Below are 22,721 nucleotides of genomic sequence, written 5' to 3'. Positions count from 1 at the left end.
TCCCGTTCCGCCAGTTGTTTGCCAGGACTTGCCCGGACCTGGACGACTGGTGAAGATCTTGAGGTGAGTTCGATAAGACCGACTGCCGACGCGGGTGGCGAGGCGGGCGCGCCCCGGGTGAGCGCGGCCGTCGTGCGGCGTTCCGTCGCCGTCCTCGTCCTGGTGGCCCTGGCCGCGCTGATCCCGTTCCTCGGGCCGCCCGCCGCGCTGCGCGGCACAGGAGAGGCCTCCGCTCCCGGCATACGCGGGATAGCACTCCTGCGGACGGTCCTGTTCGCCGCGGTGTGCGTCTCGGCGGGTGAGCTGTTCGTCGCCCGGCTGGCCCGCAGAGTGCCGGGCGCGCCGCTGCAGGACGCGCCCCGCAGCTGGGCCCCGGCCGCGGCCGGGGCCGGTTTCGTCGCCGCGCTCGGTCTCGCCTCGGTGGTGGCCACCGGCAACCTGGTGCCGCGCAGTCTCTCCGACATGGACATCGGCGGTCTGTACCAGACCCGGGACGGCGCGCTCGCGCTGCTGGAGGTCAACGCGTTCGTCGTGATGGGCCTGTGCGCCCTGTCGCGCCGCCCGGGCAACCAGGTGTGGCCGCTGGCGGCGGTGGCCGTCGCGGAGGCGCTGCGCGCCCACCCCACCACGGAGCAGAGCCCGATGATCGGCTCGGGCCTGACACTCGTTCATGTGACGTGCGCGGCCCTGTGGGCGGGCGGGCTGCTGTACGTCCTGCGCACGCTCCACCGCTGGCGGAACACGGCCCCCGGGGAGGGCGTCGCGTTGTTGGGCCTCTACGCGCGCGTGGCGGCCGTTCTGCTCGCCGCGATCACCGCGACGGGCGTGTGCAGCACGCTGCGCCGGATGCCGCCCGGCACGGTCCTGGAGCAGCTGACGACGACGGCGTACGGGCGCACCCTGCTCGCCAAGGTGCTCCTCGTGGTCGCCGTCGCCGTCCTCGCCCTGTGGGCCCGCCACCGGCTGCACCGGGCGGCCGACCCGCTCACCGCCTACTCCCCCGCGCGCGCGGAGGTCGTGGTCCTGGGCGTGGTGGTCGCGGTCTCGGCGGTGCTCACGGCGGTGCCGGTGCCGATCCGCTGGTGACCTCCGCGGTCGGCCGGGTGGGTCGGTCGGCGGTCAGTTGGCGACCATGACCTTGAGCGCGGTGCGCTCGTCCATCGCCTTGTAGCCGTCCGGCACGCCTTCCAGACCGACGGTCAGGTCGAAGACGGGCGACGGGTCGATGGTCCCGTCGAGGACGTCGGGCAGCAGCTCCGGGATGTACGTGCGGACGGGCGCGACCCCGCCGCGCAGGGCGATGTTCCGGTCGAACATGACGCTCAGGTCGAGGCCGGTACCACTGCCGTGCGGAACGCCGACGAAACCGATCGCACCGCCGTCACGGGTGATGTTCACGGCCGTCCGCATGGACTGCTCCGTCCCGACGGCCTCGACGACGGCGTGCGCGCCGTGGCCGCGGGTGAGTTCGCGTACCGCCTCGACGGCCGCGTCCCCGCGCTCGGCGACGACGTCGGTGGCTCCGAAACGCCGTGCGATGTCCGTACGGGCCTCGTGGCGGCCCAGCGCGATGATCCGGTCGGCACCGAGCCGCTTGGCCGCCAGCACGGCGCACAGGCCGACGGCGCCGTCACCGACGACGGCGACCGTGGCTCCCGCGCGGGCGCCCGCGCCGAGGGCCGCGTGGTGGCCGGTCCCCATGACGTCGGAGAGCGTCAGGAGGGCGGCCAGCAGATGGTCGTCGGAGGCGGCCTCGGCGGGCAGTGCGACGAGCGTGCCGTCGGCGAACGGGACGCGCACGGCCTCGCCCTGCCCGCCGTCGGACCCGACGGATCCCCAGAACCCGCCGTGCTCGCAGGACGTGGTGAGCCCTTCGCGGCAGTGGTCGCACACCCCGTCGGACCACATGAAGGGCGCGACCACGAGGTCACCGCGCCTGACCCCGCTCACCTCCGCACCGGTCTCCTCGACGATCCCGAGGAACTCGTGCCCGATCCGCTGACCCGACTGCCGCGCCGACTCGCCCCGGTACGCCCACAGGTCGCTGCCGCAGATGCAGGAGCGCAGCACCCGCACCACGGCGTCGCCCGGATTCCGCACCACCGGGTCGGGCACGTCCTCCACACGCATGTCGAACGGGGCGTGGATGGTGGTGGCGCGCATGGCTGGATCCTGCTTCCTGCTCAGGTGGTGAGGGTGCGCCTCTCACGGTACGTCGCCGGGGGTGCCGGCTGCGCGCCGACAGCCCTCAGTACCCCTCTGGCCAGCAGATACTGTGCCGCGATGTACGTGATCATGATCCAGAGGTCGGGCCGCGGAAGCTGTGGCCAGTCGGCGACGCCGGTCGCGATGAGGGTGTCCGAAAGCATGAACAACGCACCGCCGACGCCCGCGAGAAGCCCGAGCCGTGCGGCCCCGTACGCCATCGCGGTCAGCAGCAGGCTGTAGCCGGCGACGGGGACGCGGAGGTCGGCGGGGAGACCGGGCCACAGGAGGGCGACGGTGGTGACGAGGGCGAGGGCGTACGCGGCTGCCGTCGGCCAGGTGCCACGCGCGCGTGCAGGCCGTTTCCCGGCGAGTGCGGTGGCCTGCCGGAAGAGCAGCAGGTAGCAGACATGGCCCGCCGCGAAGGACGCCATCCCGGCGAGGAAGGCCGACTCGGCGTCGAAGAGGAGCAGGACGTCTCCACCCCATCCGAAGAGCAGCGCGGCGACGAGGAGCCGGGGTCCGCCGCACACGCGCGCGTAGAGGGCGAGCAGGGGCATCAGGAGGGGCTTGGCCGCCGTGTGGCCGGTCTCGTACCCGGCGGCCAGGGAGACGAGATCCACGACCGTCACCAGGCCGAGGACGACGAGCAGCACGCGCGCGTGGCGCGCGTTCACGCGGCGGGCTCCGGCTCCGTGACGGGCTTCTCCTGGGACGTGAGGGGCTCCTCGTGAGACGTGAGGGGCTGCTGCTGGGACGTGACGGCCCTGTCCGAAGAGGTGGCCCGCTCCGAAGCGGCCGCGGGCGACGGCGCCGGCTGCCACCCCGGCCCACCGAACATCCGCCCGGCCCGCTCCCGCCAACTCGCCGCGGCCCGCAGGTCCCTGGCTATGGCGGCGTACTCGTGGGTGGCGACCCGGATCGGGTTGTACGTGTCGATGTTCTTGGTCAGCCCGTACACCGGCCGCTCGGTCTCCGGGACGAACGACCCGAAGAGCCGGTCCCAGACGATCAGGATCCCGCCGAAGTTACGGTCCAGGTAGCCGCCCTGGGAGGCGTGGTGGACGCGGTGGTGCGAGGGCGTGTTGAACACGAACTCGAAGGCCCGGGGCAGCTTGTCGATGCGCTCGGTGTGGATCCAGAACTGGTACACGAGGTTCACCGACGAGCAGAACGCGAGCGCGGCCGGATGGACGCCGAGCACGATGAGCGGCACGTAGAACGGCCACACGGTCCACGTCGTCCAGGGCTGGCGCAGCGCGGTGGTGAGGTTGAACTTCCGGCTGGAGTGGTGCACGACATGACAGGCCCAGAGGATCCGGATCACGTGGTGCCCGCGGTGCGACCAGTAGTAGAAGAAGTCCTGCGCCAGCAACATCAGTGGCACGGTCCACCACAGGACCGGCACCCGCAGTGGTGTCAGCTCATATATCGCCGTGTAGACGGCGACGATCGGGATCTTCCACAGAAGGTCGAAGGCCAGACTCCCCAGACCCATGCCGACACTCGTGGCGGCGTCCTTCGTCTCGTACCCCGCGGCATCGTCGTCCGGATGGATCCGGACACTCACCACCTCGATCACGGTGAGCAGCACAAACGCAGGTATCGACCACAGCACGACATCGGGCAGGTTCGGCATGCAAGCACCGTAGAACCGCTGGTGGACCGCGGCTAGACGTTGTTACCCACAAGTATTACCGGCGGTATGCGCTTGCTTCTTGGTGATCTCCGCCAAGGGGCCGAGTGGCTCGGCCCACCGCGCGAGCGCCTCGACGCCAGGTCGTGACCGTCACACCCCGGCCGCCCCCAGCAGCGCGCCCGCCCCATACGTGACCGCCATGGCCAACGCCCCGCCCGCCACGTTCCGCAGCACCGCCCGGCCCGGGTCCGCGGCGCCCAGGCGGGCGCTGGTCCAGCCGGTCAGGACGAGGGCGGCGAGCACCGAGACCACGGTGACCGCCAGGCGCCAGCCGGCGGGAGGCAGCACCATCGCCAGCAGCGGAAGCAGTGCCCCGGCGGTGAACGCCAGGAAGCTCGCCCAGGCCGCGTGCCACGGGTTCGCCAGTTCGTCCGGGTCGATGCCGAGCTCCACGCGCGCGTGGGCCCTCAGCGCGTCCCGTTCGGTGAGCTGCTGTGCCGCCTCCAGGGCCACGTCCCGCGAAAGACCCCGGTCCTCCAGCAGCTCGGTGAGTTCCTCCAGTTCCGCCTCCGGCTGGTCCCGCAGCTCCCGCCTCTCCTCGGCGATGGCGGCCTTCTCCGAGTCCCGCTGGGTGGAGACGGACACGTACTCCCCCGCGGCCATCGACATGGAGCCGGCGAGGAGACCCGCGAGTCCGGCCGTCAGCAGGGCCGAGCGGGCGTCCGTCGCGCCGGCCACGCCGACGACGAGGCCCGCGGTGGACACGATGCCGTCGTTGGCACCGAGAACGGCCGCCCGCAGCCAGTTCAGCCGCTCGCCCAGCGCCCCGCCGTGGGCCTCGTCATGCGTCTGTTCCGTCACATGCGGGAGCATCGCACCCGGGACGTCACCAGACCCGTACCGACCCTCCCCGCGCGAAGACCGGACTCGTCGCGTCGGCCGGAGGCTCCCCCAGTGGTTCGGCGATCTCCTGTGCCGTCGGGCCGGCCTTCGCCGCGATGGGGTCGAGGAGGTCGAGGTCAAAGCCGTACACACGGGCCGCGTTGCCTCCGACCATCGCCGCGATCTCCTCGCGCGAGAGGCCCGCGTACGCGATCCGCAGTCCCTCGCGGGAGTACGGGTACGTGCCCTCGTCGTGCGGGTAGTCGCTGCCCCACATGATCTTGTCGAGGCCGATGCGGTCGCGGAGCGGCACCTCGTGCGGGCGCATGAAGCTGGCGCCGACGAAGCAGTTGTCCCGCCAGACCTCCGAGGGGCCCTTGCCCATCGAGGCGGCGAGCCCGGCGCCGAACTTGGACTCGGCCGTGGACGCCTTCGTCGCCGCCGCGACCAGCCGCCCGTGGTAGTAGTCCAGCATGTCGAGCACCCCGGGTATCCAGCCAGAACCCTGCTCGGTCAGCACGAGTTTCAGGCCGGGATGGCGGCGGAAGGCGCCTCCGAAGATCAGGTGCCAGAGCGCGCGGTGCGAGAACCACGTCGTCTCCACCATGAAGACGGCCCGGGCGGCGGGCTCGTCGCCGAGCGGCGGGGAGGCCGAGCCCGCGTGGTGGTTCACGGGCACGCCCAGTTCCTCGCAGACCGTCCAGATCGGGTCGTACGCCGACGAGTAGAGCTCGGGCAGCCCGCTGCCCGGTGGCGTACCGGGCAGCAGCAGGCCGCCCCGCAGTCCCGCGCCGACCGCCCACCTGATCTCCTTCACCGCCTCCTCGACGTCGTTCAGGAGGATCTGGAAGACACCCGCCCGCCGGCCCGGGGCGGCCGCGCAGAAGTCAGCCAGCCAGCGGTTGTGGGCCCGCAGCCCCGCCCAGCGCCGCTCGAACTCCTCGGCCGTCGGCGCGGGCGCCATCAGCGAACCCGAGGGGAAGAACGGCGGGATGGTGTTCGGGAAGACGACCTCGGCGACGATCCCGTCCTGCTCCAGCTCCGCGAGCCGCCGCTCCGAGTTCCAGTTCTTGTCGGCGGTGTCGGCCATCAGGTCCTCGTACGGATTGACGTACGTGGCCGCCCAGGCGTCGAACTCCTCGTGGAACCGAGCCGCCAAGTACGGCCTGTAGTCGAGGAGATCGGCTCCCGCGTGACAGTCGGCCGAGATGACGGTGTAGCGGTCGTCACTTACGAGGTTCCCGCCCACGGCGTTCGCGTTCACGGGGCTCGCGTTCACGGAGCCACCCCCAGGACCGGGAAGTCGTGGTCCGTCAGCCAGTGCCGGCCCACCTCGCGGGAGCGCGCCCAGGACGCCTCGACGGCCGACTGGTCCTCGGACTGGCCGAGTTCGGCCGGGGTCGGGCCGATGCGCCGCGCGAGCGGGGCCAGTTTCCCGGTGTCGAAGCCGAAGACCTCGGCCGCCGCCAGGCCCAGCATGCGGCGCGTCTCCGCCACCGGGATGTCGTGGAACGTGCGCGACAGCCACGCGCGCGTGTCGGGCCAAGTGCCCTCGGGGTGCGGGAAGTCGCTGCCCCAGAGGATGTTGTCGACGCCGATCTCGTAGCGCTGGGCGAGTTCGCGCCGCTTGGTGTTGGTCGCGCAGATGAAGACCTGGCGGTCCAGGTACTCGTGCGGCGGACGCGTCAGCTCCGCGAAGGGGGACAGCTTCTTGCCGCCGTGCGCGCCCAGGTACAGGCGGTCCATGAACCACAGGAGGTTCGGCAGCCACCAGCAACCGGACTCCGCCACACCGAACCTGAGCCCCGGGTGGCGCTCGAAGACACCGGACCAGAGCAGGAACCACAGCGGCCTGGCCGGCCACCAGGTCACCTCGCTCACGTAGATCCCGAGGTGGTCGCCGTACTCGTGGCGGGGTGCCGCCCCCGAGTGCGTCAGCACCGGCATGGCGCACTCCGCCGCCGCGGCCCACACGGGGTCGTAACGGCGGTCGTGGTACGGCTCCTTGTCGACCCACATGGAGGGGATCATCAGGGCGCCGAGGCCCGACTCCTTGGCCCGGTACACCTCGGCGACGACCCGCTCGGTGGGGGCCGTGACGGGCAACAGGGCGACTCCGCAGTGCCGTTCGGGGTTCTCGCCCACGAAGTCGGCCAGCCAGCGGTTGTGCGCCTGCGCGCCCGCCATGCCCAGCTCCGGGTCCTGGTCGCCGGAGAGGCCGAGGCCCACCCCGAAGGGCGCGGCCGTCTGGCTGTCGACCGCGTCGGCGTCGGGGAAGACGACCTCCGCCGCCACGCCGTCGCCGTCCAGCTCCTTGAGCCGCTGCGCGGAGTCCCAACCGCCGCGCAGACCCTCCTCGTTGTCCTGGAACCACTTACTCGCGAACGCCTCGTTGCGGATGCCGAGCCGCGTCATCTCCTCGCGGCGGCGGTCGCGGCCCGCGAGGAACTCGTCGAAGTCCCGGTGGAAACGGGCGTCCAGATAGGGCCGGTACTCCTCGGTGGGCAGCCCGGCGTGGCAGTCGGAGGAGATGATCAGGTAGGGCTCTGTCGTAGAGGCCATGTTGCGGCTCCTCGGTCCGGTCCTCAGTGGTCCGTCCAGTCCTCAGTCGAGAATGAAGTTCTCCAGGTACGCCGGATCGGCGCGGTCGAGCATCGACCGCGAGCGCGCCCGGATCTGCGCGTCGCTGTGCTCGCTGTCGGGCAGCAGCCAGAAGCGGCCCGCCCGGATGCCGTCCGCCACGAAGTCGGCGACCACCTCGACCGGCGTGAACCGCACGTCCTTCCCCGCCTCCTTCATCGCGGCCTCCCACTGGCCGAGGCTGCGGTACGGGGTCCTGCGGGGCTTCTGCTTCGCATACCGGACCGGCCTGTTGCGGTGCGACTCCCACAGGCCCGTACGGAGCATGTGGGGCCCCGGGAAGAGCACGGAGGCCCCCACGCGCGCGTGCTCGGCCCTCAGGTGCGCGTACAGGGACTCGGTCATCGTCACGACGGCCGCCTTGGTGACGGCGTACACGGAGGCGGTGGGCAGGGGCGCGATGCCGCCGTCGCCGGACGAGGTGTTGACGACATGGCCCGGCTCGCCGCCGGCCAGCATCCGCGGCACGAAGGCCTGGACACCGTGGAAGACGCCCCAGACGTTGACCGCGAACGCCCACTTCCAGTCGTTCGGGTCGTGCTCCCACATGCGGCCCTCGGCGCCCGAGCCGACTCCGGCGTTGTTGCACAGGACGTGCACGGCACCGAACCTCTCGTACGTCTCCTCCGCGAGCGCGAAGACCTCCTCTCGCTCCCCGACGTCGACCACGCGCGCGTGCACCACGGCCCCGTCCTCGCGCAGCCCCGCGGCGGCCTTCTCCAGAGCGCCCTCCTCGACGTCGGCGAGGACGACCTTCAGCCCCTCGGCCGCGAACCGCCGTGCCATGGCCAGCCCGATGCCGCTCGCGGCTCCGGTGACGACGGCGACCTGTCCCGCCCCGAGCTCCATTCAGGTGCTCCCCTCGGGCGGCCCGTCGAGAATCTGCTGCGGGTCGTCGTAGCGCTGGTGGATGTACGGCAACAGGGCCTGCCCGCTGACCCGTTCGACGACCCTGCCCTTCTGGTCAGTCGTCTTCTCGCCGAGGGTGATCTCGACGAGTTCCCGCACGGGGAGGTCGGCGACCGGGTCGTACATGGACTCCCGGAGGACGACGTCACCGGTGATCCGCTCCAGCTTGCGCACCTTCTCGTTGCGCACGCAGTGCACGAGCACGGGGTCGGCGTCGAAGCCCGAACCGTCCACCGCCGGAAGGAACTTGAAGTAGAAGTCGGTCTTCCGCGCCGGCTCCGGCAGGGGCAGTGCCCCGCTGACCGCGCCGCGCACCTCCACGAACTCGATGCCGTGCCGGGCTAGGGCGGCACGTACGACGAGACCGTCGCGCTCGACCGTCACCTCGCCGAGCTTCTTGGGCTCCCCGAAGACCTCGCGGCCACCGATGAGGGCCCGCTCGTGGGTCATCGGCATGACGAGCGGATACCAGCCCTCGACCCCCTCGTGCGCCGCGGCGACCGCGAACGAGCCCGCGCCCAGGGGGTATCCGGGCAGGTCGACCTTGCTGATGTTCACCCGGACCAGGGGCCGCCCGGTGGGTTTGAGCGGCGGCGGCAGGACCGCCGCGACCGCGTCCGGATCGCTCTCCCAGACTGCCACCACACCGGTGGACCAGATGTCGGGGAGCCGGGAGCTCGCGGTGCGCGCGGCGCCGATCTCCGCCTCGGTCCGCGCGCCGTACCGTACGCGTGCCATGTCGTACCGCCCTTCTCTGATGGGCCGTCACCTGTAACACAGTTACAGCAGACCTCGCGAAGGGTAAATACTCGTGCGCCACAGGGACTTGGGGGCGTCATGGCAAGACCGGCACTGACCCGCGAGGAGGTCCTGGCCGCCGCCGCGGACCTGGTGAGGCAGCACGGTCCGGAGACACTGACGATGCGGAAGCTCGCCGCCGAGCTGGGCACGGCGGTGACCTCGATCTACTGGCACGTCGGCAACCGCGAGTCGCTGCTCGACGCGCTCGTCGAGCGCACCGTCGCCGAGCTCGGCGAGATCCGGCCCGTCGGGCGCACCCCGGCGGGGCGCATCGTGTCCGTGGCGCGCGCCCTGCGCCGACGGCTGCGCGACCATCCGCACCTCGTCGCGATGGTGCACGAACGCGGCCTGACGGAACGGATGTTCCTGCCCGCGCAGCAGGCCCTGGTGCACGAGGTGCACGCGGCGGGACTGCGCGGGGCCCGTGCCGCCGATGTAGTCCGGGCCGTGCAGTTCCAGGTCGTCGGGCACGTGCTGGTCGAGCGCAACCGTGAGCGCGCCCCGGCGCAGCACCCCGGCGAGGAGGAGCTGTGGGGGGCGCGTACGGCGGAGGAGGACCCGGCGCTCGCCCGCACCCTCGCGCGGACCATCGACACGGAGAAGTTGTTCGTCCTCTCCGTGAAGGCGCTGGTGGCCGGGCTGTTGGCAGAGGCTCGTGACGGGGCGTCGGACTCCGGATCCGGCCCGGGCCCGGAGTCCGGGGACAGGACTGTCAGTCGCGCCCCTTATCCTCAGTGACCATGCTCGAAGACCATCAGACCGCACCGTCCACCACCCCGTGGCCGGCCGCGTATCCGCAGGGGTACGCGGTCGTCGACGTGGAGACCACAGGACTGGCCCGCGACGACCGCATAGTGTCGGCCGCGGTCTACCGGCTGGACGCGCGCGGCGAGGTCGAGGACCACTGGTACACGATGGTCAACCCGGAGCGGGACCCGGGTCCTGTGTGGATCCACGGTCTGACGAGTGACGTCCTCGAAGGGGCGCCCCTGTTCCCGGAGATCGCCGAGGAGTTCGCGTCCCGGCTCGACGGCCGCGTCCTCGTCGCGCACAACGCGGTGTTCGACTGGTCGATGATCGCGCGGGAGTACGCGCGCGCGGAGCGCGAGGCGCCGGTCCGTCAGCGGCTGTGCACCATCGCGCTGTCCAAGGAGCTGGGCCTGCCGCTGGCCAACCACAAGCTGGAGTCGCTCGCGGCGCACTTCGGCGTCGTACAGCAGCGCGCGCACCACGCGCTGGACGACGCGCGCGTGCTGGCCGAGGCGTTCCGGCCGAGCCTGCGGGCCGCCGCGCGCGGAGGCGTACGGCTGCCGCTGCTCGAATGCCGGCCGCTGACGGAGTGGACGGACCGGGCGGCCCCGCGGATCGGCAGGCAGTCCGGGGGCTACTCGTCCGGCGGCTACTCGTCGGGGGGCTACCCGTCCGGGAGTTGGCGCCCCTCGCGCAAGCGGCCCGCCTGCCCGTATCCCAACCCGGGGCGGTACGAACCGGGCAAGCAGCTCAAGCAGGGCATGCGCATCGCGTTCTCCGGGGACACCTCGGTCGAACGCGACCTGCTGGAGGACCGTGCCGTCGAGGCCGGACTGCATGTCGCGACGAGCCTGTCCCGGCTCACCAGCCTCCTCGTGACGAACGACCCGGACTCCGGTACGTCCAAGGTGGTCAAGGCCCGCCAGTTCGGCACCCCGGTCGTCGACGAGGCGGCGTTCGGCCAGCTGCTGCGGGACGTGGAGCCGGCGTCGAAGGCGTGACCGAGCGTCTGCCGTGTATCTGCCGTGCGGGGCGCACGCCGGGGGCGCGGGCATCCGGTCGTACGGGTGATTGGGGAGCGACTCGCCCGGCGACCGCTCGCCCGTACCGCCTCGGCGGCCCACCCTGTGGCGCATGGCACGTTGTGAGGTCTGCGGAAACGACTACGGCATGACGTTCGAGGTGCACGCGCAGGGCGCGGTGCACGTCTTCGACTGCTTCTCCTGCGCCATCCACCGCATGGCGCCCATCTGCGAGCACTGTCGCGTCCAGATCATCGGCCAAGGTGTCGAGGTCGAGGGCCACTGGTACTGCGGGGCCCACTGCGCCCGCGCGGAGGGGAGGGTGGGGATCATCGACAAGGTCTGAACCGCCCTCCCCGAACCACACGCCTCCAAGCCACCCCCTCCCGCTCGACACCCCATGACCGAGTTGTACGGTCGTGGGGTGTACCGCTTCCTGTTGTCCCGGCAGTGGGTGATCCTCACCCTCATCATGCTCGCGCTCATCCCGACGATGATCGAGCTGGGCTTCTGGCAGCTGCACCGCCACGAGCACAAGGTCGCGCTGAACAAGGTGATCTCCGACTCGCTGTCCGCGAAGCCGGTCCCCGCCGAGTCGCTCACCGCGCCGGGCAGGGCGATCGAGCGCGACGACCTGTACCGGCGGGTGACCGCGAAGGGCACCTTCGACACCGCGGACGAGGTCGTCGTCCGCCGCCGTACCAACTCCGACGAGGAGGTCGGCTTCCACGTACTGACCCCGTTCGTCCTGGACGACGGCAAGGTCCTCATGGTCAACCGCGGCTGGATCCCCGCGGACGGCGCGCAGACCGAGTTCCCGAAGGTGCCCGCGCCCGCGAAGGGCGAGACCACCGTCACGGGCCGGCTGATGGCCGACGAGACGACCGCCGACAGCGGAATCAAGGACGTCCGCGGCCTCCCCGACCGCATGGTCATGCTGATCAACAGCGAGCAGCAGGCGAAGTCGCTCGGCAAGCAGGTCCTCGGCGGCTACGTCGAGCTGACCGCGCCGGAGCCGAAGGGCGACACCCCCGAACTGATCCCGGAGCCCGACCACAGCGGCATCGGCCCCCACATGGCGTACGCGATCCAGTGGTGGCTCTTCGCCGCGGGCGTCCCCGTCGGCTGGGTGGTCCTGGTCCGCCGAGAACGCCGCGACCTGGCAGAGGCGGCCGCTACGCGGACCGAGCCGGAAGCAGAACCGGCCACCGTCTGATCGCCGCGGGCCGCGGGGAACTGCGCGCCCGGCCACAACGGACCCGCACTCCTCAAACGGCCCACCCGCGGAGCGAACCGCCGGGATTGATCGTCGTACCCGCCGGGAACCCGGCAAAGGTGCACCCATCCATCGAGGACTACGCCCTCATCGGCGACCACCAGACCGCCGCCCTGGTCGGACGGGACGGGTCGATCGACTGGCTCTGCCTGCCGCGGTTCGACTCGGCGGCCTGTTTCGCGAAACTGCTCGGGGACGAGGAGAACGGCCACTGGCGGATCGCACCGAAGGGTGCGGACGTCTGCACCCGGCGCGCGTACCGCACCGACTCCCTCGTACTCGACACCGAGTGGGAGACGGAGGACGGCACGGTACGCGTCACCGACCTGATGCCACAGCGCGACCGCGCCCCCGACGTCGTACGGATCGTCGAAGGCATCAAGGGCCGGGTCACCGTGCGCAGCACGCTGCGGCTGCGCTTCGACTACGGCTCGATCGTGCCGTGGATGCGCAGGTCCGACGGCCACCGGGTGGCGGTCGCGGGCCCGGACTCGGTGTGGCTGCGCAGCGAGCCCGAGGTGCGGACCTGGGGCAGGGACTTCGGTACGCACTCGGAGTTCGAGGTCGCCGAGGGCGAGCAGGTCGCCTTCGTACTGACCTGGCACCCCTCGCACGAACCGCGCCCCGCACGCGTCGACCCGTACGAGGCGCTGGCCGAGAGCGTCTCGGACTGGCAGGCGTGGGTGGCCCGCTGCCGCTACGACGGACCGCACCGGGACGCCGTCGTCCGCTCCCTGATCACCCTCAAGGCCCTCACCTACGCGCCGAGCGGCGGCATCGTCGCCGCGCCCACGACGTCGCTGCCCGAGGAGATCGGCGGCGTACGCAACTGGGACTACCGGTACTGCTGGCTGCGCGACTCCACGCTCACCCTGGGCGCGCTGCTCGCGTGCGGCTACCAGGACGAGGCGGCGGCGTGGCACGACTGGCTGCTGCGCGCGGTCGCGGGCGACCCCGCGGAGCTGCAGATCATGTACGGCCTGGCGGGTGAGCGGCGGATCCCCGAGTTCGAGCTGGCGTGGCTGCCCGGTTTCCGCGGCTCGGCGCCGGTCCGGCTCGGCAACCACGCCGTACGGCAGTCGCAGCTCGACGTGTACGGCGAAGTGATCGACTCGCTCACCCTCGCGCAGCACGCGGGGCTGCCCGCCAAGCCGCACGTGTGGCGGCTGCGCCAGGCGCTGATGGACTTCCTGTGGTCGGCGTGGCGCGAGCCGGACGAGGGGCTGTGGGAGGTCCGGGGTCCGCGCCGCCACTTCGTGCACTCGAAGGTGATGGCGTGGGTGGCCGCCGACCGCACGGTCCGCACCCTGGAGGAGAACCCGGGCCTGAGCGGCGACGTGGACCGCTGGCGCGCGATGCGCGACGAGGTGCACCGCGAGGTGTGCGAGCGCGGCTACGACCCGGAGCGCAACACGTTCACGCAGTCGTACGGCTCCCGCGAACTGGACGCCGCCCTGCTGCTGATCCCCCGCCTCGGCTTCCTGCCGCCGGACGATCCGCGGGTGGTCGGCACGGTGGACGCGGTCCGGGCGGAGCTCACGCGCGACGGCCTGGTGCGCCGGTACGACTCCGACCCGACTGCCATCGACGGGCTGCCGGGCAACGAGGGCTCCTTCGTCGTCTGCTCGTTCTGGCTCGCGGACGCGCTGTACCTGACGGGCCGTACGAAGGAGGCCCTCGACCTGTTCGAGCGGCTCGTCGCGCTCCGCAACGACGTGGGGCTGCTGGCCGAGGAGTACGACCCCGTGGCCGGCCACCAGCTCGGCAACTTCCCGCAGGCGTTCAGCCACATCGGCCTGGTGGGCACCGCCCTCGCGCTGTTCGACGGGGAAGGGCACCAGGGCGGCTATGGAGGGGCGGACGAGGAGGGGGCAGGATAGGGCCATGGATCTTGGACTGAAGGACCGCGTCTACGTCGTCACCGGAGCAACGCGCGGCCTGGGCCACGCCTCCGCGCGTGAGCTCGTGGGCGACGGCGCGAAGGTGATCATCACGGGGCGCGACGAGAAGACGGTGGCCGAGGCCGCGACGGCCCTCGGCCCGAACGCGCACGGCGTGGCCGTGGACAACTCCGACCCGAGTGCCCCGCAGAGCCTGATCGCGGCCGCGCGCGAGCGCTTCGGCGGTTTCGACGGCATCCTGATCAGCGTCGGGGGCCCGCCGCCCGGGTTCGTCGCCGACAACACCGACGAGCAGTGGCAGTCGGCGTTCGAATCCGTCTTCCTGGGCGCGGTCCGGCTGGCGCGTGCGGCGGCCGCGGAGCTCGGCGAGGGCGGGGTCATCGGCTTCGTGCTCTCCGGTTCGGTGCACGAGCCGTTCCCGGGTCTGACCATCTCCAACGGCCTGCGTCCCGGTCTCGCGGGCTTCGCCAAGTCGCTCTCCGACGAACTCGGGCCGCGTGGGATCCGGGTGGTCGGGGTGTTGCCGGCCCGGATCGACACGGATCGCGTGCGCGAGCTGGACGGGTACGCGCCGGATCCGGAGGCCGCGCGGGCCGCCAATGAGGCGCGGATTCCGTTGCGGCGGTACGGGACGCCGGAGGAGTTCGGCCGGACGGCCGCGTTCCTGTTGTCTCCGGCCGCGTCCTATCTGACGGGGATCATGGTTCCTGTCGATGGTGGGGCTCGGCACGGGTTCTGACGATGCGGGTCCGTTTGGGGGTGCGGGTCGGCAGGGGCTTGTCGCGCAGTTCCCCGCGGCCCGGAAAGACAAGGGGCACGCCCCTCTGAAAAGGTGTGCCCCAGCGCCCTAGTTGACCCTCTCCGCGGCGTGCTTGACCCCCCGCAGGCGTACCTCCGCCGGGAGTGAGGCCAGGCCTGCCGAGTCCCTCGCGTGGGCCAGGGCCTCTGTGGTCAGGCGGTGGAGGGCGTCGCCGGGGTCGGCGTGGGGTTCCAGGAGGAGCTGGACGCGTGCCTCGGGGACTGTGCGGCGCCCGGTGAGTGACACCTGGGCTCGCTCGACCCCGTCCAACGCGCCCGCCTCACCGGCCAGTACGCCCTCCAGGGCCCGGCCCCTCAGCAGTGCGCCCTCGCCGTCGCCGGTGTCGACGAGCACCTCGGCGAGCCGGCGCCGCCGCAGTACGGCCGTGAGCCACCACAGGGCGAGCAGCACGGTCACGGCGAGTACGGCGATGACGGTGGGCCACCACCAGCCGTCGTCCCGCCACCGCGCCCGGTCCGCGTCGCTCAGCAGCACGTCGTGACGTCCGTCGTGGATCCACCACGAGGGCGGGTCGGCGCCGAGGCCGACGGCCAGCGCGGAGCCGCCGAACACGACGAGGAGCAGGCCCGCGAGGCCCAGCAGCACTCGGTTCACGATCCTCAGCATCGAGCTCATCCCTTCCGGCCCGGCCGCGCGACATGCACCGACAGCGCGGGACGCCGGGCGAGCCCGAGTCCCCTGATGCCGTCGGCGAGCGTGGCGTCCAGATCGGCGCGTACGTCGTCGAGTTCACGGAAGTGCGACACCGCGCGGACGTCGACCTTCCTGCGCCGCACCCGGACACGCACCGACCGTACGCCGGACACCTCCATGGCCCGGTCGCGCAGCACCATGGCGGCGGCGCCCCGGTGGAGGCCGGCCCGAACCTCGGTGTGGGCGCGACGCATCGGCAGGACGTCCCGCAGGCCCGGTGTCGCGGCGAGCACGAGCAGCCAGACGCCGAGGGCCGTCGCGACCCCCGCGCCGACGAGGACCCAGACGTCGTCGAGAGGCCGCTCGGCGAGCTCGTGGGCCAGGGACCTGCGCCAGTGCATGGCGGGCCGGTCGGCGCGGACCGCGGCGACGTCGTACAGCAGGAGGCCCGCGCCGGCCACGATCAGCAGCGCCAGGATGCCCGCGGGGACACGGCGGGCCGACCAGAAGCGGCCTTCCGCGTCGTCGGCCTCTTCGAGGACGGGCAGGGGTTTGTAGTCCGCCGCGGAGGCGGACTGGCCGAGTTCGCTCTCGGCCGCCTTCTCGATGACGGGCAGGTGCTGGGTGCTCTCGGAGCCGTGGGACTCGCTCATTGCGTCCTCCCCTGTGCCGCGCCGCGCGTCTGCGCCGAGTGCAGCCGCTCCACCTGGACGGCGACCTCGGGCACTTCCATCCCCGCCAACGCCTCTACCCGCTGAACGACTCGGTGACGCACGGCAGCGCACTGGCCACCGATGTCGGAGGGGTAGTCGAGTTCGAGGCTGACCCGGACACGGGCGACCTCGTGGTGGACGATCACGGTTGCGTGCGGGGGCGCGGCGTCGGGCGGCGGCCCGCCGACGCCGAGGGCCTCGCGCGCCGCGTGTGCGGCGATCTTCGCGACGACCCGGTCGGCGATCCGGAGCGCGCCTCGGTCGGCCGCCACGACGGTCCGGCCGGGGCCGCCGGGCCGGACGACCGCACGGGACCCGGCGGGCTCACCGGCCTCCCCGGCCACGGTGGACTCACCGGACACGCGCGTCACCGCCGCCGGTCGTCGCGGGTACCGCGGGTGCGGAAGAAGTCACCGGGGTCCAGGTCCCCTTCGAGGAACCGGCCCACGACGAAGCCGATGGCGCCCAGCGCCGCCACCAGGAGGAAGGCACCGAACCCGCCGAAGTACCCGGCGAAGCCCAGCGCCATTCCGGCGATCATGCCGATCACGGCCAAGCTCATGGTGCACTCCTCAGCAGGTCGCTGGCGGACAGGGGCGGGTCACCGGCGAGCACCGGCGGATCACCGGTAGCGCGTCACTGGAGCCCGGTCTCCGGTACCGCATCACTGGAGCCGGGTCTCCGGTTCCTCGTCCTCTTCCTCCGGCAGTTTGACGTCGCTGACCGCGATGTTGACCTCGACGACCTCAAGGCCCGTCATGCGCTCGACGGCCGCGATGACGTTCTCCCGTACGTCACGGGCGACGTCGGCGATGGACACGCCGTAGTCGACGACGATCTCCAGGTCGAGCGCGGTCTGCACCTCGCCGACCTCGGCCTTCACACCGCGTGTGGCGGACTTCGAACTGCCGCCGGGGACCCGGTCGCGCACCGCGCCGAAGGTCCGCGAGATGCCGCTGCCCATCGCGTGCACGCCGAGGACGTCGCGGGCGGCGAGCCCGGCGATCTTCTCGACCACGCCGTCGGCGATGGTGGTACGCCCGCGGGTGGCAGGGTCCCCACCGCCACGCTTGGTCACACTGGTCTTCCGGAGCTGCGGGTCCGGCTGCTCGACCTCGGGGGTCTCGGGCCGGCTCCGCTGAGTCGTGTCGCTCATTGCCGTACGTCCCTTTCGGTTGCCCTCTTCCCACACTAAGTGGGGTTGCCCGGTCGCGCGCCGGGGATGCGGCAGGCTGGAGCAATGACGGCGGACCGATGGACCCAGGCGGTCAGAAATCAGCTCGGCCTCGGCAGACTGCTGCCCCTCGGGGGCCCGCACGACGGCGCATGGATCACCGAGGCGGCGGCCACCGCGGTACTGCGCCGCGCGGCCCGTAGCGTGCCGGGCGTACGCCTCGCCGCCGTACGCCTCTCCCTCACCGACCCGGACGGCGCACCCGAGCCGGCCGTCCCTCCACCGCCGAGCGCGCTGCCTCCGGGCCCCCTGCGCATCACGGCGGATTTCGCGGCCACACCGGCAGAGCCTCTCCCGGCGACCGCGTCCCGCCTGCGGACGGCTCTCGCCACGACGGCGACGGGCGTACTCGGCCTGAAGGTCACTGAGGTGGACCTGCAGGTGACGGGGTTGCTGGGGCCGGAGGAGGACACGGGCGCGCCTGATCAGGACGACGAGCCCGCTGTACGCCCCGCCGAACCGACGCCCGCGCCGGACACGGACGAGTCCCGTGTGGTCTCCGCCGTACTCTCCGTCCTGGGCGTCATCGCGCTGGCGGGCACGGGACACATCGAAGAGCGTCATGGCGACGCCACGCTTCCGCGCCGCCACGTCCGCGTGGAAATCAAGGTCCAATCGCCGAAGCGCACACTGGACGTGGCAAGAGAGGTCCGCAGGGCGATCACCGAGGCACTCCCGGACCACCCATCGGCGGCGGTACTGGTAACAGCGGTGGCCCCAGGCTCCTAGGGGCGCGGGGCTGTGACATTGTGCGGCTCCGCCGCGGGGCGCACCCAGCCCCCGCTCACCCGCACGCTCGGAACGACCTCAGTCACCCACCCCGGCGAGGTCCCTCAGCCGCCGCCCCTGAGCCGCCCGCTCGGCAACCCGCTGGTCCTCGTACGTACGCCCCACCGCCCCCTGCAACAGCGCCTTGGTCTCGATCAGCGCGTCCCGGGGCGCGGCAAGCAGCGCCCCGGCGAGATCACGCGCGGCGTCGTCGAGTTGATCGGCAGGCACGGCGATACTCGCGAGCCCGGTCCGCTGTGCCTCCTCGGCCGTCACGAACCGCCCGGTCGCACAGATCTCCAGCGCCCGCGCGTATCCGACGAGCCCCACCAGCGGATGCGTACCCGTCAGGTCGGGCACGAGCCCGAGGCTGGTCTCGCGCATGGCGAACTGCACGTCGTCCGCGACGACGCGCAGGTCACAGGCGAGTGCGAGCTGGAAGCCCGCCCCGATGGCATGCCCCTGTACGGCGGCGATGGACACGATGTCGCTCCGTCGCCACCAGGTGAAACCCTCCTGGTATTCGGCGATGGCAGCGTCGAGCTCGGCGTCGGAGCGACGCGCGAGATCGATGAAGGACGGCTCGCCGTCGAACCCCTCGGGCGTGAACGCCTGCCGGTCGAGCCCAGCGGAGAAGGACTTGCCTTCGGCGCGCAGCAGGACGACACGGACGGTGCCCGGCAGCAACTGCCCCGCCTCGGCCAGTGCCCGCCACAGAGCGGGGCTCTGCGCGTTGCGCTTGGCCGGGTTGGTCAGCGTCACCGTGGCGATCGCGTCGTCGACGGTGAGCCGTACGCCGTCCTTGTCGAGCAGCGGGTCGAACGAAGCCATGGGGGGGCCTCCGATGTGTGCGGTCAGAGCGGGTGCCGTAGGAGCACACCCTTAAGTGACTGCACAGTAACCACCCGGGCGGTCAATCGACCGACCGGGTGGCCACCATCGGAGAACGAGGAGCCGCCCGGCGTCAGGCCGACGCGGCCTTCTTGCCCCGCGTCGCTCCGCCACGCCCACGGAGCGTGACGCCCGACTCACTGAGCATCCGGTGTACGAAGCCATACGAGCGGCCGGTCTCCTCGGCCAGCGCCCGGATGCTCGCACCGGAGTCGTACTTCTTCTTCAGGTCTGCCGCGAGCTTGTCGCGCGCGGCGCCGGTTACCCGGCTGCCCTTCTTCAGAGTCTCGGCCACCCGTGCCTCCTCATGGGAAGTGCGCTCTGGACTTCTCATGATCACCCCTCAAGAGCTTCCTGGCCACCCATTCGGCAAGGTCCGTGCGACAAGCTTTGGGTCATGGAAGCCCGTCACCACGAGCGGAACAAGGAATTCCGCGCACGCTTGTCCGTACGGCCGAACGGGTTCATCCGCGAAGTGCCAGGTCAGAGACGTGCGACGGCCGGACCCTTGGGAATGCAGGGCCCGGCCGGAAAATCGATGTAGGACACACCTCGGTACGAGGAGATCTCACACAGATGATGGATCACGGATAAGCCGAATGATCCATACGCAGTGGATCAGTGGTTCGATCAAGCACCGATGACCGCTTCCGCGGGCCGTGCCGGGCTCCGTGCCGGGCTCAGGCGAGGGCCACCAGATCCGCGTAGTCGGAGCCCCACAGGTCCTCGACGCCGTCGGGCAGCAGGATGATCCGCTCCGGCTGGAGCGCCTCAACGGCGCCCTCGTCGTGGGTGACGAGGACGACCGCACCCTTGTAGGTGCGCAGGGCGCCGAGAATCTCCTCGCGGCTGGCCGGGTCGAGGTTGTTCGTCGGCTCGTCGAGGAGGAGGACGTTCGCCGACGACACCACGAGGGTGGCGAGCGCGAGGCGCGTCTTCTCACCGCCGGACAGGACCCCGGCCGGCTTGTCCACGTCGTCCCCGGAGAACAGGAACGAGCCGAGCGTCTTGCGGACCTCGACGAGATCCAGGTCGGGGGCCGCGGAGCGCATGTTCTCCAGGACCGTGCGCTCGGGGTCGAGGGTCTCGTGCTCCTGCGCGTAGTAGCCGAGCTTGAGGCCGTGACCCTCTATGACCTGCCCGGTGTCGGGCTTCTCGGCGCCGCCGAGGAGCCGGAGCAGGGTCGTCTTGCCGGCGCCGTTCAGACCGAGGATGACGACGCGGGAGCCCTTGTCGATGGCCAGGTCGACGTCGGTGAAGATCTCCAGCGAGCCGTACGACTTCGACAGGCCCTCGGCCATCAGCGGGGTCTTGCCGCAGGGGGACGGCTCGGGGAAGCGCAGCTTGGCGACCTTGTCGGACTTCCGCTCGGCCTCAAGGCCCGCGAGGAGCTTGTCCGCGCGCTTGGCCATGTTCTGGGCGGCGACGGTCTTGGTGGCCTTGGCGCGCATCTTGTCGGCCTGCGAGTGGAGCGCGGAGGCCTTCTTCTCGGCGTTCTGCCGCTCGCGCTTGCGGCGCTTCTCGTCGGCCTCGCGCTGCTGCTGGTAGAGCTTCCAGCCCATGTTGTAGACGTCGATCTGGGCGCGGTTGGCGTCCAGATAGAACACCTTGTTGACGACCGTCTCGACCAGGTCGACATCGTGGGAGATCACGATGAAGCCGCCGCGGTAGGTCTTCAGGTAGTCGCGAAGCCAGACGATCGAGTCGGCGTCGAGGTGGTTCGTGGGCTCGTCGAGGAGCAGGGTGTCCGCGTCCGAGAAGAGGATGCGGGCCAGCTCGATACGGCGGCGCTGACCACCGGAGAGCGTATGGAGGGGCTGGCCGAGCACCCGGTCGGGCAGGTTGAGCGCGGCGGCGATGGTGGCGGCCTCGGCCTCGGCGGAGTATCCACCCTTGGTGAGGAACTCCGTCTCCTGGCGCTCGTACTGGCGCATCGCCTTCTCGCGGGTGGCGCCCGAGCCGTTCGCGATGCGCTGTTCGTTCTCGCGCATCTTGCGGATCAGCGTGTCCAGGCCACGTGCGGACAGGACGCGGTCGCTGGCCAGCATGTCGAGATCGCCGGTGCGCGGGTCCTGCGGCAGATAGCCGACCTCGCCTGAGCGGGTGACGGTGCCGCCGGCGGGGACGCCCTCGCCTGCGAGGACCTTGGTGAGGGTCGTCTTGCCGGCGCCGTTGCGGCCGACCAGACCGATGCGGTCGCCCTTGGTGATGCGGAAGGTCGCGGACTCGATGAGAACGCGGGCGCCGGCACGGAGCTCGACACCGGAGGCGGAAATCACGGACAGACTCCTGGGCAGGGTTGATGACGGGGTGGGCGGCTGGGATCGTTCACGCCGTCTAGTGCGCGAGGAGAATGGCCATGGGCCAAGTCTAACGGGGCGGTGCAACCACTTTTTCTGCGTGCGGGTGTTCGGAAGTGTGACGCTCATTGCCCCGGCCATTGCCCCGGCGGGGTGCGCTGCGGGGTTCTCCGGCCGAGACTGTCCACCGCGATCAGCTGGGCGGTCCAGGCCCTTCCCGGGCAGGGCTGCGCGACCAGCAGCACCGCTTCGCGTCTTACCGCCCGCGCGGGCGGTAAGACGCAGCCCCTGCGCGCGGGCAGCACCCAGCGCAGGTCACCGTCCCCGACGCGGTACGCGGTACGCGGTGACGCGCCGCGGCGTGACGACGGCGAGCATCCCCCGGTCGAGGTTCCCCAGCACTCCGGCACCCCCGTGCGCCGCGAGCCAGCCGGCTGGCACCGGGCAGGGCCCTGGGCCGGCGGACGGCTCCGTGGGAGGTGGCGGTGACCAGTCCGTCGTCCCAGAGCGTGATCGCGTCCCCGCGCGCGGGGAGCACGGCCAGCGGCCTGCGGCCCTCGCGCCCGAAGGTCCAGCGCAGCTCACCGGTCCGTTCGTCGTACGCCTCGACCGTGGTCCCGGGTGTAGCCAGCCGGGGTGGTGTCGGGTGCTGCTACGAGGGCTACCGCACGGGCGACATGGCGCGCTGCAACACCTTCCGCTGAGCGGGCGAAGCCTGTCGGGGCCGCCCGGATCCGGCTCGGCAGGGCGTTGTCAGTGCCGGGTGCAAGACTGTGGAGCAGGTCACATTCAGGCGATGTTCCGGCACCGGGACCAGAGGGAGTGATCGGCATGGCAGGCACGGACGGCGGGCGCCCGAGCATCTACCCGACACTGCTGTACACGGATGCGAAGGCGGCGATCAAACAGCTCACGGAGGCCTTCGGCTTCAGCGAGGCCTCGGTGTACGAGGGCGAGGACGGCAAGGTCCTGCACGCCGAGTTGGTGCAGGGCAACGGCGCGGTGATGCTCGGTTCCCGAGGCACCGGCGGCCGTTTCGACGAGGCGATGAAGGGCTCGACGCACACCGGGGTGTACGTCGTCGTGGACGACATCGACGCACACCACCAGCAGGCCGTCGCCCACGGCGCGGAGATCCTGATGCCCCCGACGGACCAGGACTACGGCTCCCGGGACTACATGGCCCGCGACATCGAGGGCAACATCTGGAGCTTCGGCACGTACGCCCCGGAGATAACGGCCTGAGACCACTGGTCCCGCCCGCGCCCCGACTGCCCAGGGGCGCGGGGAACCGCGCAACCGGTCATGGCGGACCCGCAGCCAGATCACGCACCTCC

At 71.5% G+C, this 22,721-nt stretch carries 26 protein-coding genes; 10 read left to right on the top strand and 16 right to left on the bottom strand.

What is annotated here, in order from left to right; genetic code table 11:
- Positions 1-63: 63 nt before the first annotated feature.
- Positions 64-1,086, top strand: a complete 1,023-nt coding sequence (locus ACZ5VQ_RS15785; protein WP_469105348.1) for a CopD family protein — start codon at positions 64-66, stop codon at positions 1,084-1,086.
- Positions 1,087-1,119: 33 nt separating this feature from the next.
- Here ACZ5VQ_RS15785 and ACZ5VQ_RS15780 read toward each other — a convergent pair whose 3' ends face one another.
- From ACZ5VQ_RS15780 to ACZ5VQ_RS15745, 8 genes are all read right to left on the bottom strand, one after another.
- Positions 1,120-2,163 carry a zinc-dependent alcohol dehydrogenase family protein gene (locus tag ACZ5VQ_RS15780; protein ID WP_469105347.1) on the bottom strand — a complete coding sequence of 348 codons (1,044 nt, stop codon included), beginning with the start codon at positions 2,161-2,163 and terminating at the stop codon, positions 1,120-1,122.
- A 20-nt stretch (positions 2,164-2,183) separates the two neighbouring features.
- A complete protein-coding gene (locus ACZ5VQ_RS15775) occupies positions 2,184-2,882 on the bottom strand; it encodes a lysoplasmalogenase (protein ID WP_469105346.1) in 699 nt (232 codons plus the stop codon).
- Positions 2,879-3,844, bottom strand: a complete 966-nt coding sequence (locus ACZ5VQ_RS15770; RefSeq protein WP_469105345.1) for a sterol desaturase family protein — start codon at positions 3,842-3,844, stop codon at positions 2,879-2,881. Before ACZ5VQ_RS15770 ends, ACZ5VQ_RS15775 begins: the two co-directional genes overlap by 4 nt.
- A 150-nt stretch (positions 3,845-3,994) precedes the next feature.
- Positions 3,995-4,705 carry a VIT1/CCC1 transporter family protein gene (locus ACZ5VQ_RS15765; RefSeq protein ID WP_469105344.1) on the bottom strand — a complete coding sequence of 237 codons (711 nt, stop codon included), beginning with the start codon at positions 4,703-4,705 and terminating at the stop codon, positions 3,995-3,997.
- 25 nt (positions 4,706-4,730) lie between these two features.
- Entirely contained in the window at positions 4,731-6,005 is a 1,275-nt protein-coding gene (locus ACZ5VQ_RS15760) for an amidohydrolase family protein (RefSeq protein ID WP_469105343.1), read from the bottom strand.
- Positions 6,002-7,288, bottom strand: coding sequence for an amidohydrolase family protein (locus tag ACZ5VQ_RS15755; protein WP_469105342.1), 1,287 nt, complete (start codon positions 7,286-7,288; stop codon positions 6,002-6,004). The genes ACZ5VQ_RS15760 and ACZ5VQ_RS15755 overlap by 4 nt, the downstream gene beginning before the upstream one ends.
- Positions 7,289-7,330: 42 nt before the next feature.
- Positions 7,331-8,215, bottom strand: coding sequence for an SDR family NAD(P)-dependent oxidoreductase (locus ACZ5VQ_RS15750; RefSeq protein ID WP_469105341.1), 885 nt, complete (start codon positions 8,213-8,215; stop codon positions 7,331-7,333).
- Positions 8,216-9,013, bottom strand: a complete 798-nt coding sequence (locus ACZ5VQ_RS15745) for an acetoacetate decarboxylase family protein (protein ID WP_469105340.1) — start codon at positions 9,011-9,013, stop codon at positions 8,216-8,218.
- 99 nt (positions 9,014-9,112) lie between these two features.
- On the opposite strand from ACZ5VQ_RS15745, the gene ACZ5VQ_RS15740 reads away from it, so the two are divergent.
- The 6 genes from ACZ5VQ_RS15740 (at position 9,113) to ACZ5VQ_RS15715 (ending at position 14,764) form a co-directional block, all read left to right on the top strand.
- Positions 9,113-9,814, top strand: a complete 702-nt coding sequence (locus ACZ5VQ_RS15740) for a TetR/AcrR family transcriptional regulator (protein WP_469105339.1) — start codon at positions 9,113-9,115, stop codon at positions 9,812-9,814.
- A 2-nt stretch (positions 9,815-9,816) separates the two neighbouring features.
- On the top strand, positions 9,817-10,827 hold the full coding sequence (locus ACZ5VQ_RS15735; RefSeq protein ID WP_469105338.1) for a DEDDh family exonuclease: 1,011 nt from the start codon (positions 9,817-9,819) through the stop codon (positions 10,825-10,827).
- A gap of 133 nt (positions 10,828-10,960) precedes the next feature.
- Positions 10,961-11,194: a hypothetical protein gene (locus tag ACZ5VQ_RS15730; protein WP_143637050.1), complete on the top strand. Its 234-nt coding sequence runs from the start codon at positions 10,961-10,963 to the stop codon at positions 11,192-11,194.
- A 78-nt stretch (positions 11,195-11,272) separates the two neighbouring features.
- Positions 11,273-12,064 (top strand): SURF1 family cytochrome oxidase biogenesis protein, encoded by a 792-nt coding sequence (locus tag ACZ5VQ_RS15725; protein ID WP_469105337.1) that lies wholly within the window; start codon positions 11,273-11,275, stop codon positions 12,062-12,064.
- A gap of 119 nt (positions 12,065-12,183) precedes the next feature.
- On the top strand, positions 12,184-14,004 hold the full coding sequence (locus tag ACZ5VQ_RS15720) for a glycoside hydrolase family 15 protein (RefSeq protein ID WP_469105336.1): 1,821 nt from the start codon (positions 12,184-12,186) through the stop codon (positions 14,002-14,004).
- Between the two features lie 4 nt (positions 14,005-14,008).
- The gene (locus ACZ5VQ_RS15715) at positions 14,009-14,764 is read left to right on the top strand and encodes an SDR family oxidoreductase (RefSeq protein WP_469105335.1); all 756 of its coding nucleotides are present in this window, start codon (positions 14,009-14,011) and stop codon (positions 14,762-14,764) included.
- A gap of 108 nt (positions 14,765-14,872) precedes the next feature.
- Here ACZ5VQ_RS15715 and amaP read toward each other — a convergent pair whose 3' ends face one another.
- From amaP to ACZ5VQ_RS15690, 5 genes are all read right to left on the bottom strand, one after another.
- Positions 14,873-15,460 (bottom strand): alkaline shock response membrane anchor protein AmaP, encoded by a 588-nt coding sequence (amaP, locus tag ACZ5VQ_RS15710; protein ID WP_362082211.1) that lies wholly within the window; start codon positions 15,458-15,460, stop codon positions 14,873-14,875.
- Complete coding sequence (locus ACZ5VQ_RS15705) at positions 15,457-16,131, bottom strand: DUF6286 domain-containing protein (RefSeq protein ID WP_469105334.1); 675 nt, start codon at positions 16,129-16,131, stop codon at positions 15,457-15,459. The genes amaP and ACZ5VQ_RS15705 overlap by 4 nt, the downstream gene beginning before the upstream one ends.
- Positions 16,128-16,562, bottom strand: coding sequence for an Asp23/Gls24 family envelope stress response protein (locus tag ACZ5VQ_RS15700; RefSeq protein ID WP_469105333.1), 435 nt, complete (start codon positions 16,560-16,562; stop codon positions 16,128-16,130). Before ACZ5VQ_RS15700 ends, ACZ5VQ_RS15705 begins: the two co-directional genes overlap by 4 nt.
- Positions 16,559-16,753: a hypothetical protein gene (locus tag ACZ5VQ_RS15695; protein ID WP_055616254.1), complete on the bottom strand. Its 195-nt coding sequence runs from the start codon at positions 16,751-16,753 to the stop codon at positions 16,559-16,561. The genes ACZ5VQ_RS15700 and ACZ5VQ_RS15695 overlap by 4 nt, the downstream gene beginning before the upstream one ends.
- A gap of 102 nt (positions 16,754-16,855) precedes the next feature.
- A complete protein-coding gene (locus tag ACZ5VQ_RS15690) occupies positions 16,856-17,347 on the bottom strand; it encodes an Asp23/Gls24 family envelope stress response protein (RefSeq protein WP_469105332.1) in 492 nt (163 codons plus the stop codon).
- 84 nt (positions 17,348-17,431) lie between these two features.
- On the opposite strand from ACZ5VQ_RS15690, the gene ACZ5VQ_RS15685 reads away from it, so the two are divergent.
- Positions 17,432-18,154: a nucleopolyhedrovirus P10 family protein gene (locus ACZ5VQ_RS15685; protein ID WP_469105331.1), complete on the top strand. Its 723-nt coding sequence runs from the start codon at positions 17,432-17,434 to the stop codon at positions 18,152-18,154.
- Between the two features lie 78 nt (positions 18,155-18,232).
- On the opposite strand, the gene ACZ5VQ_RS15680 is transcribed toward ACZ5VQ_RS15685, so the two are convergent.
- The 3 genes from ACZ5VQ_RS15680 to ACZ5VQ_RS15670 all read right to left on the bottom strand — a co-directional run bounded on the left by ACZ5VQ_RS15680 (position 18,233) and on the right by ACZ5VQ_RS15670 (position 21,363).
- On the bottom strand, positions 18,233-19,024 hold the full coding sequence (locus tag ACZ5VQ_RS15680) for an enoyl-CoA hydratase/isomerase family protein (protein ID WP_469105330.1): 792 nt from the start codon (positions 19,022-19,024) through the stop codon (positions 18,233-18,235).
- 133 nt (positions 19,025-19,157) lie between these two features.
- Positions 19,158-19,379, bottom strand: coding sequence for a helix-turn-helix domain-containing protein (locus ACZ5VQ_RS15675; protein ID WP_006123601.1), 222 nt, complete (start codon positions 19,377-19,379; stop codon positions 19,158-19,160).
- A 385-nt stretch (positions 19,380-19,764) separates the two neighbouring features.
- Positions 19,765-21,363 (bottom strand): ABC-F family ATP-binding cassette domain-containing protein, encoded by a 1,599-nt coding sequence (locus ACZ5VQ_RS15670; RefSeq protein WP_362082226.1) that lies wholly within the window; start codon positions 21,361-21,363, stop codon positions 19,765-19,767.
- A gap of 506 nt (positions 21,364-21,869) precedes the next feature.
- Here ACZ5VQ_RS15670 and ACZ5VQ_RS15665 point away from each other — a divergent pair.
- Both ACZ5VQ_RS15665 and ACZ5VQ_RS15660 read left to right on the top strand, forming a co-directional pair.
- A complete protein-coding gene (locus tag ACZ5VQ_RS15665; protein ID WP_469105329.1) occupies positions 21,870-22,088 on the top strand; it encodes a hypothetical protein in 219 nt (72 codons plus the stop codon).
- Positions 22,089-22,215: 127 nt separating this feature from the next.
- Positions 22,216-22,629 carry a VOC family protein gene (locus ACZ5VQ_RS15660; protein WP_055616248.1) on the top strand — a complete coding sequence of 138 codons (414 nt, stop codon included), beginning with the start codon at positions 22,216-22,218 and terminating at the stop codon, positions 22,627-22,629.
- Positions 22,630-22,721: the final 92 nt, after the last annotated feature.

Source organism: Streptomyces sp. NPDC033178 (assembly GCF_055577685.1).
This window is presented reverse-complemented; position numbering and strand designations above follow the sequence as displayed.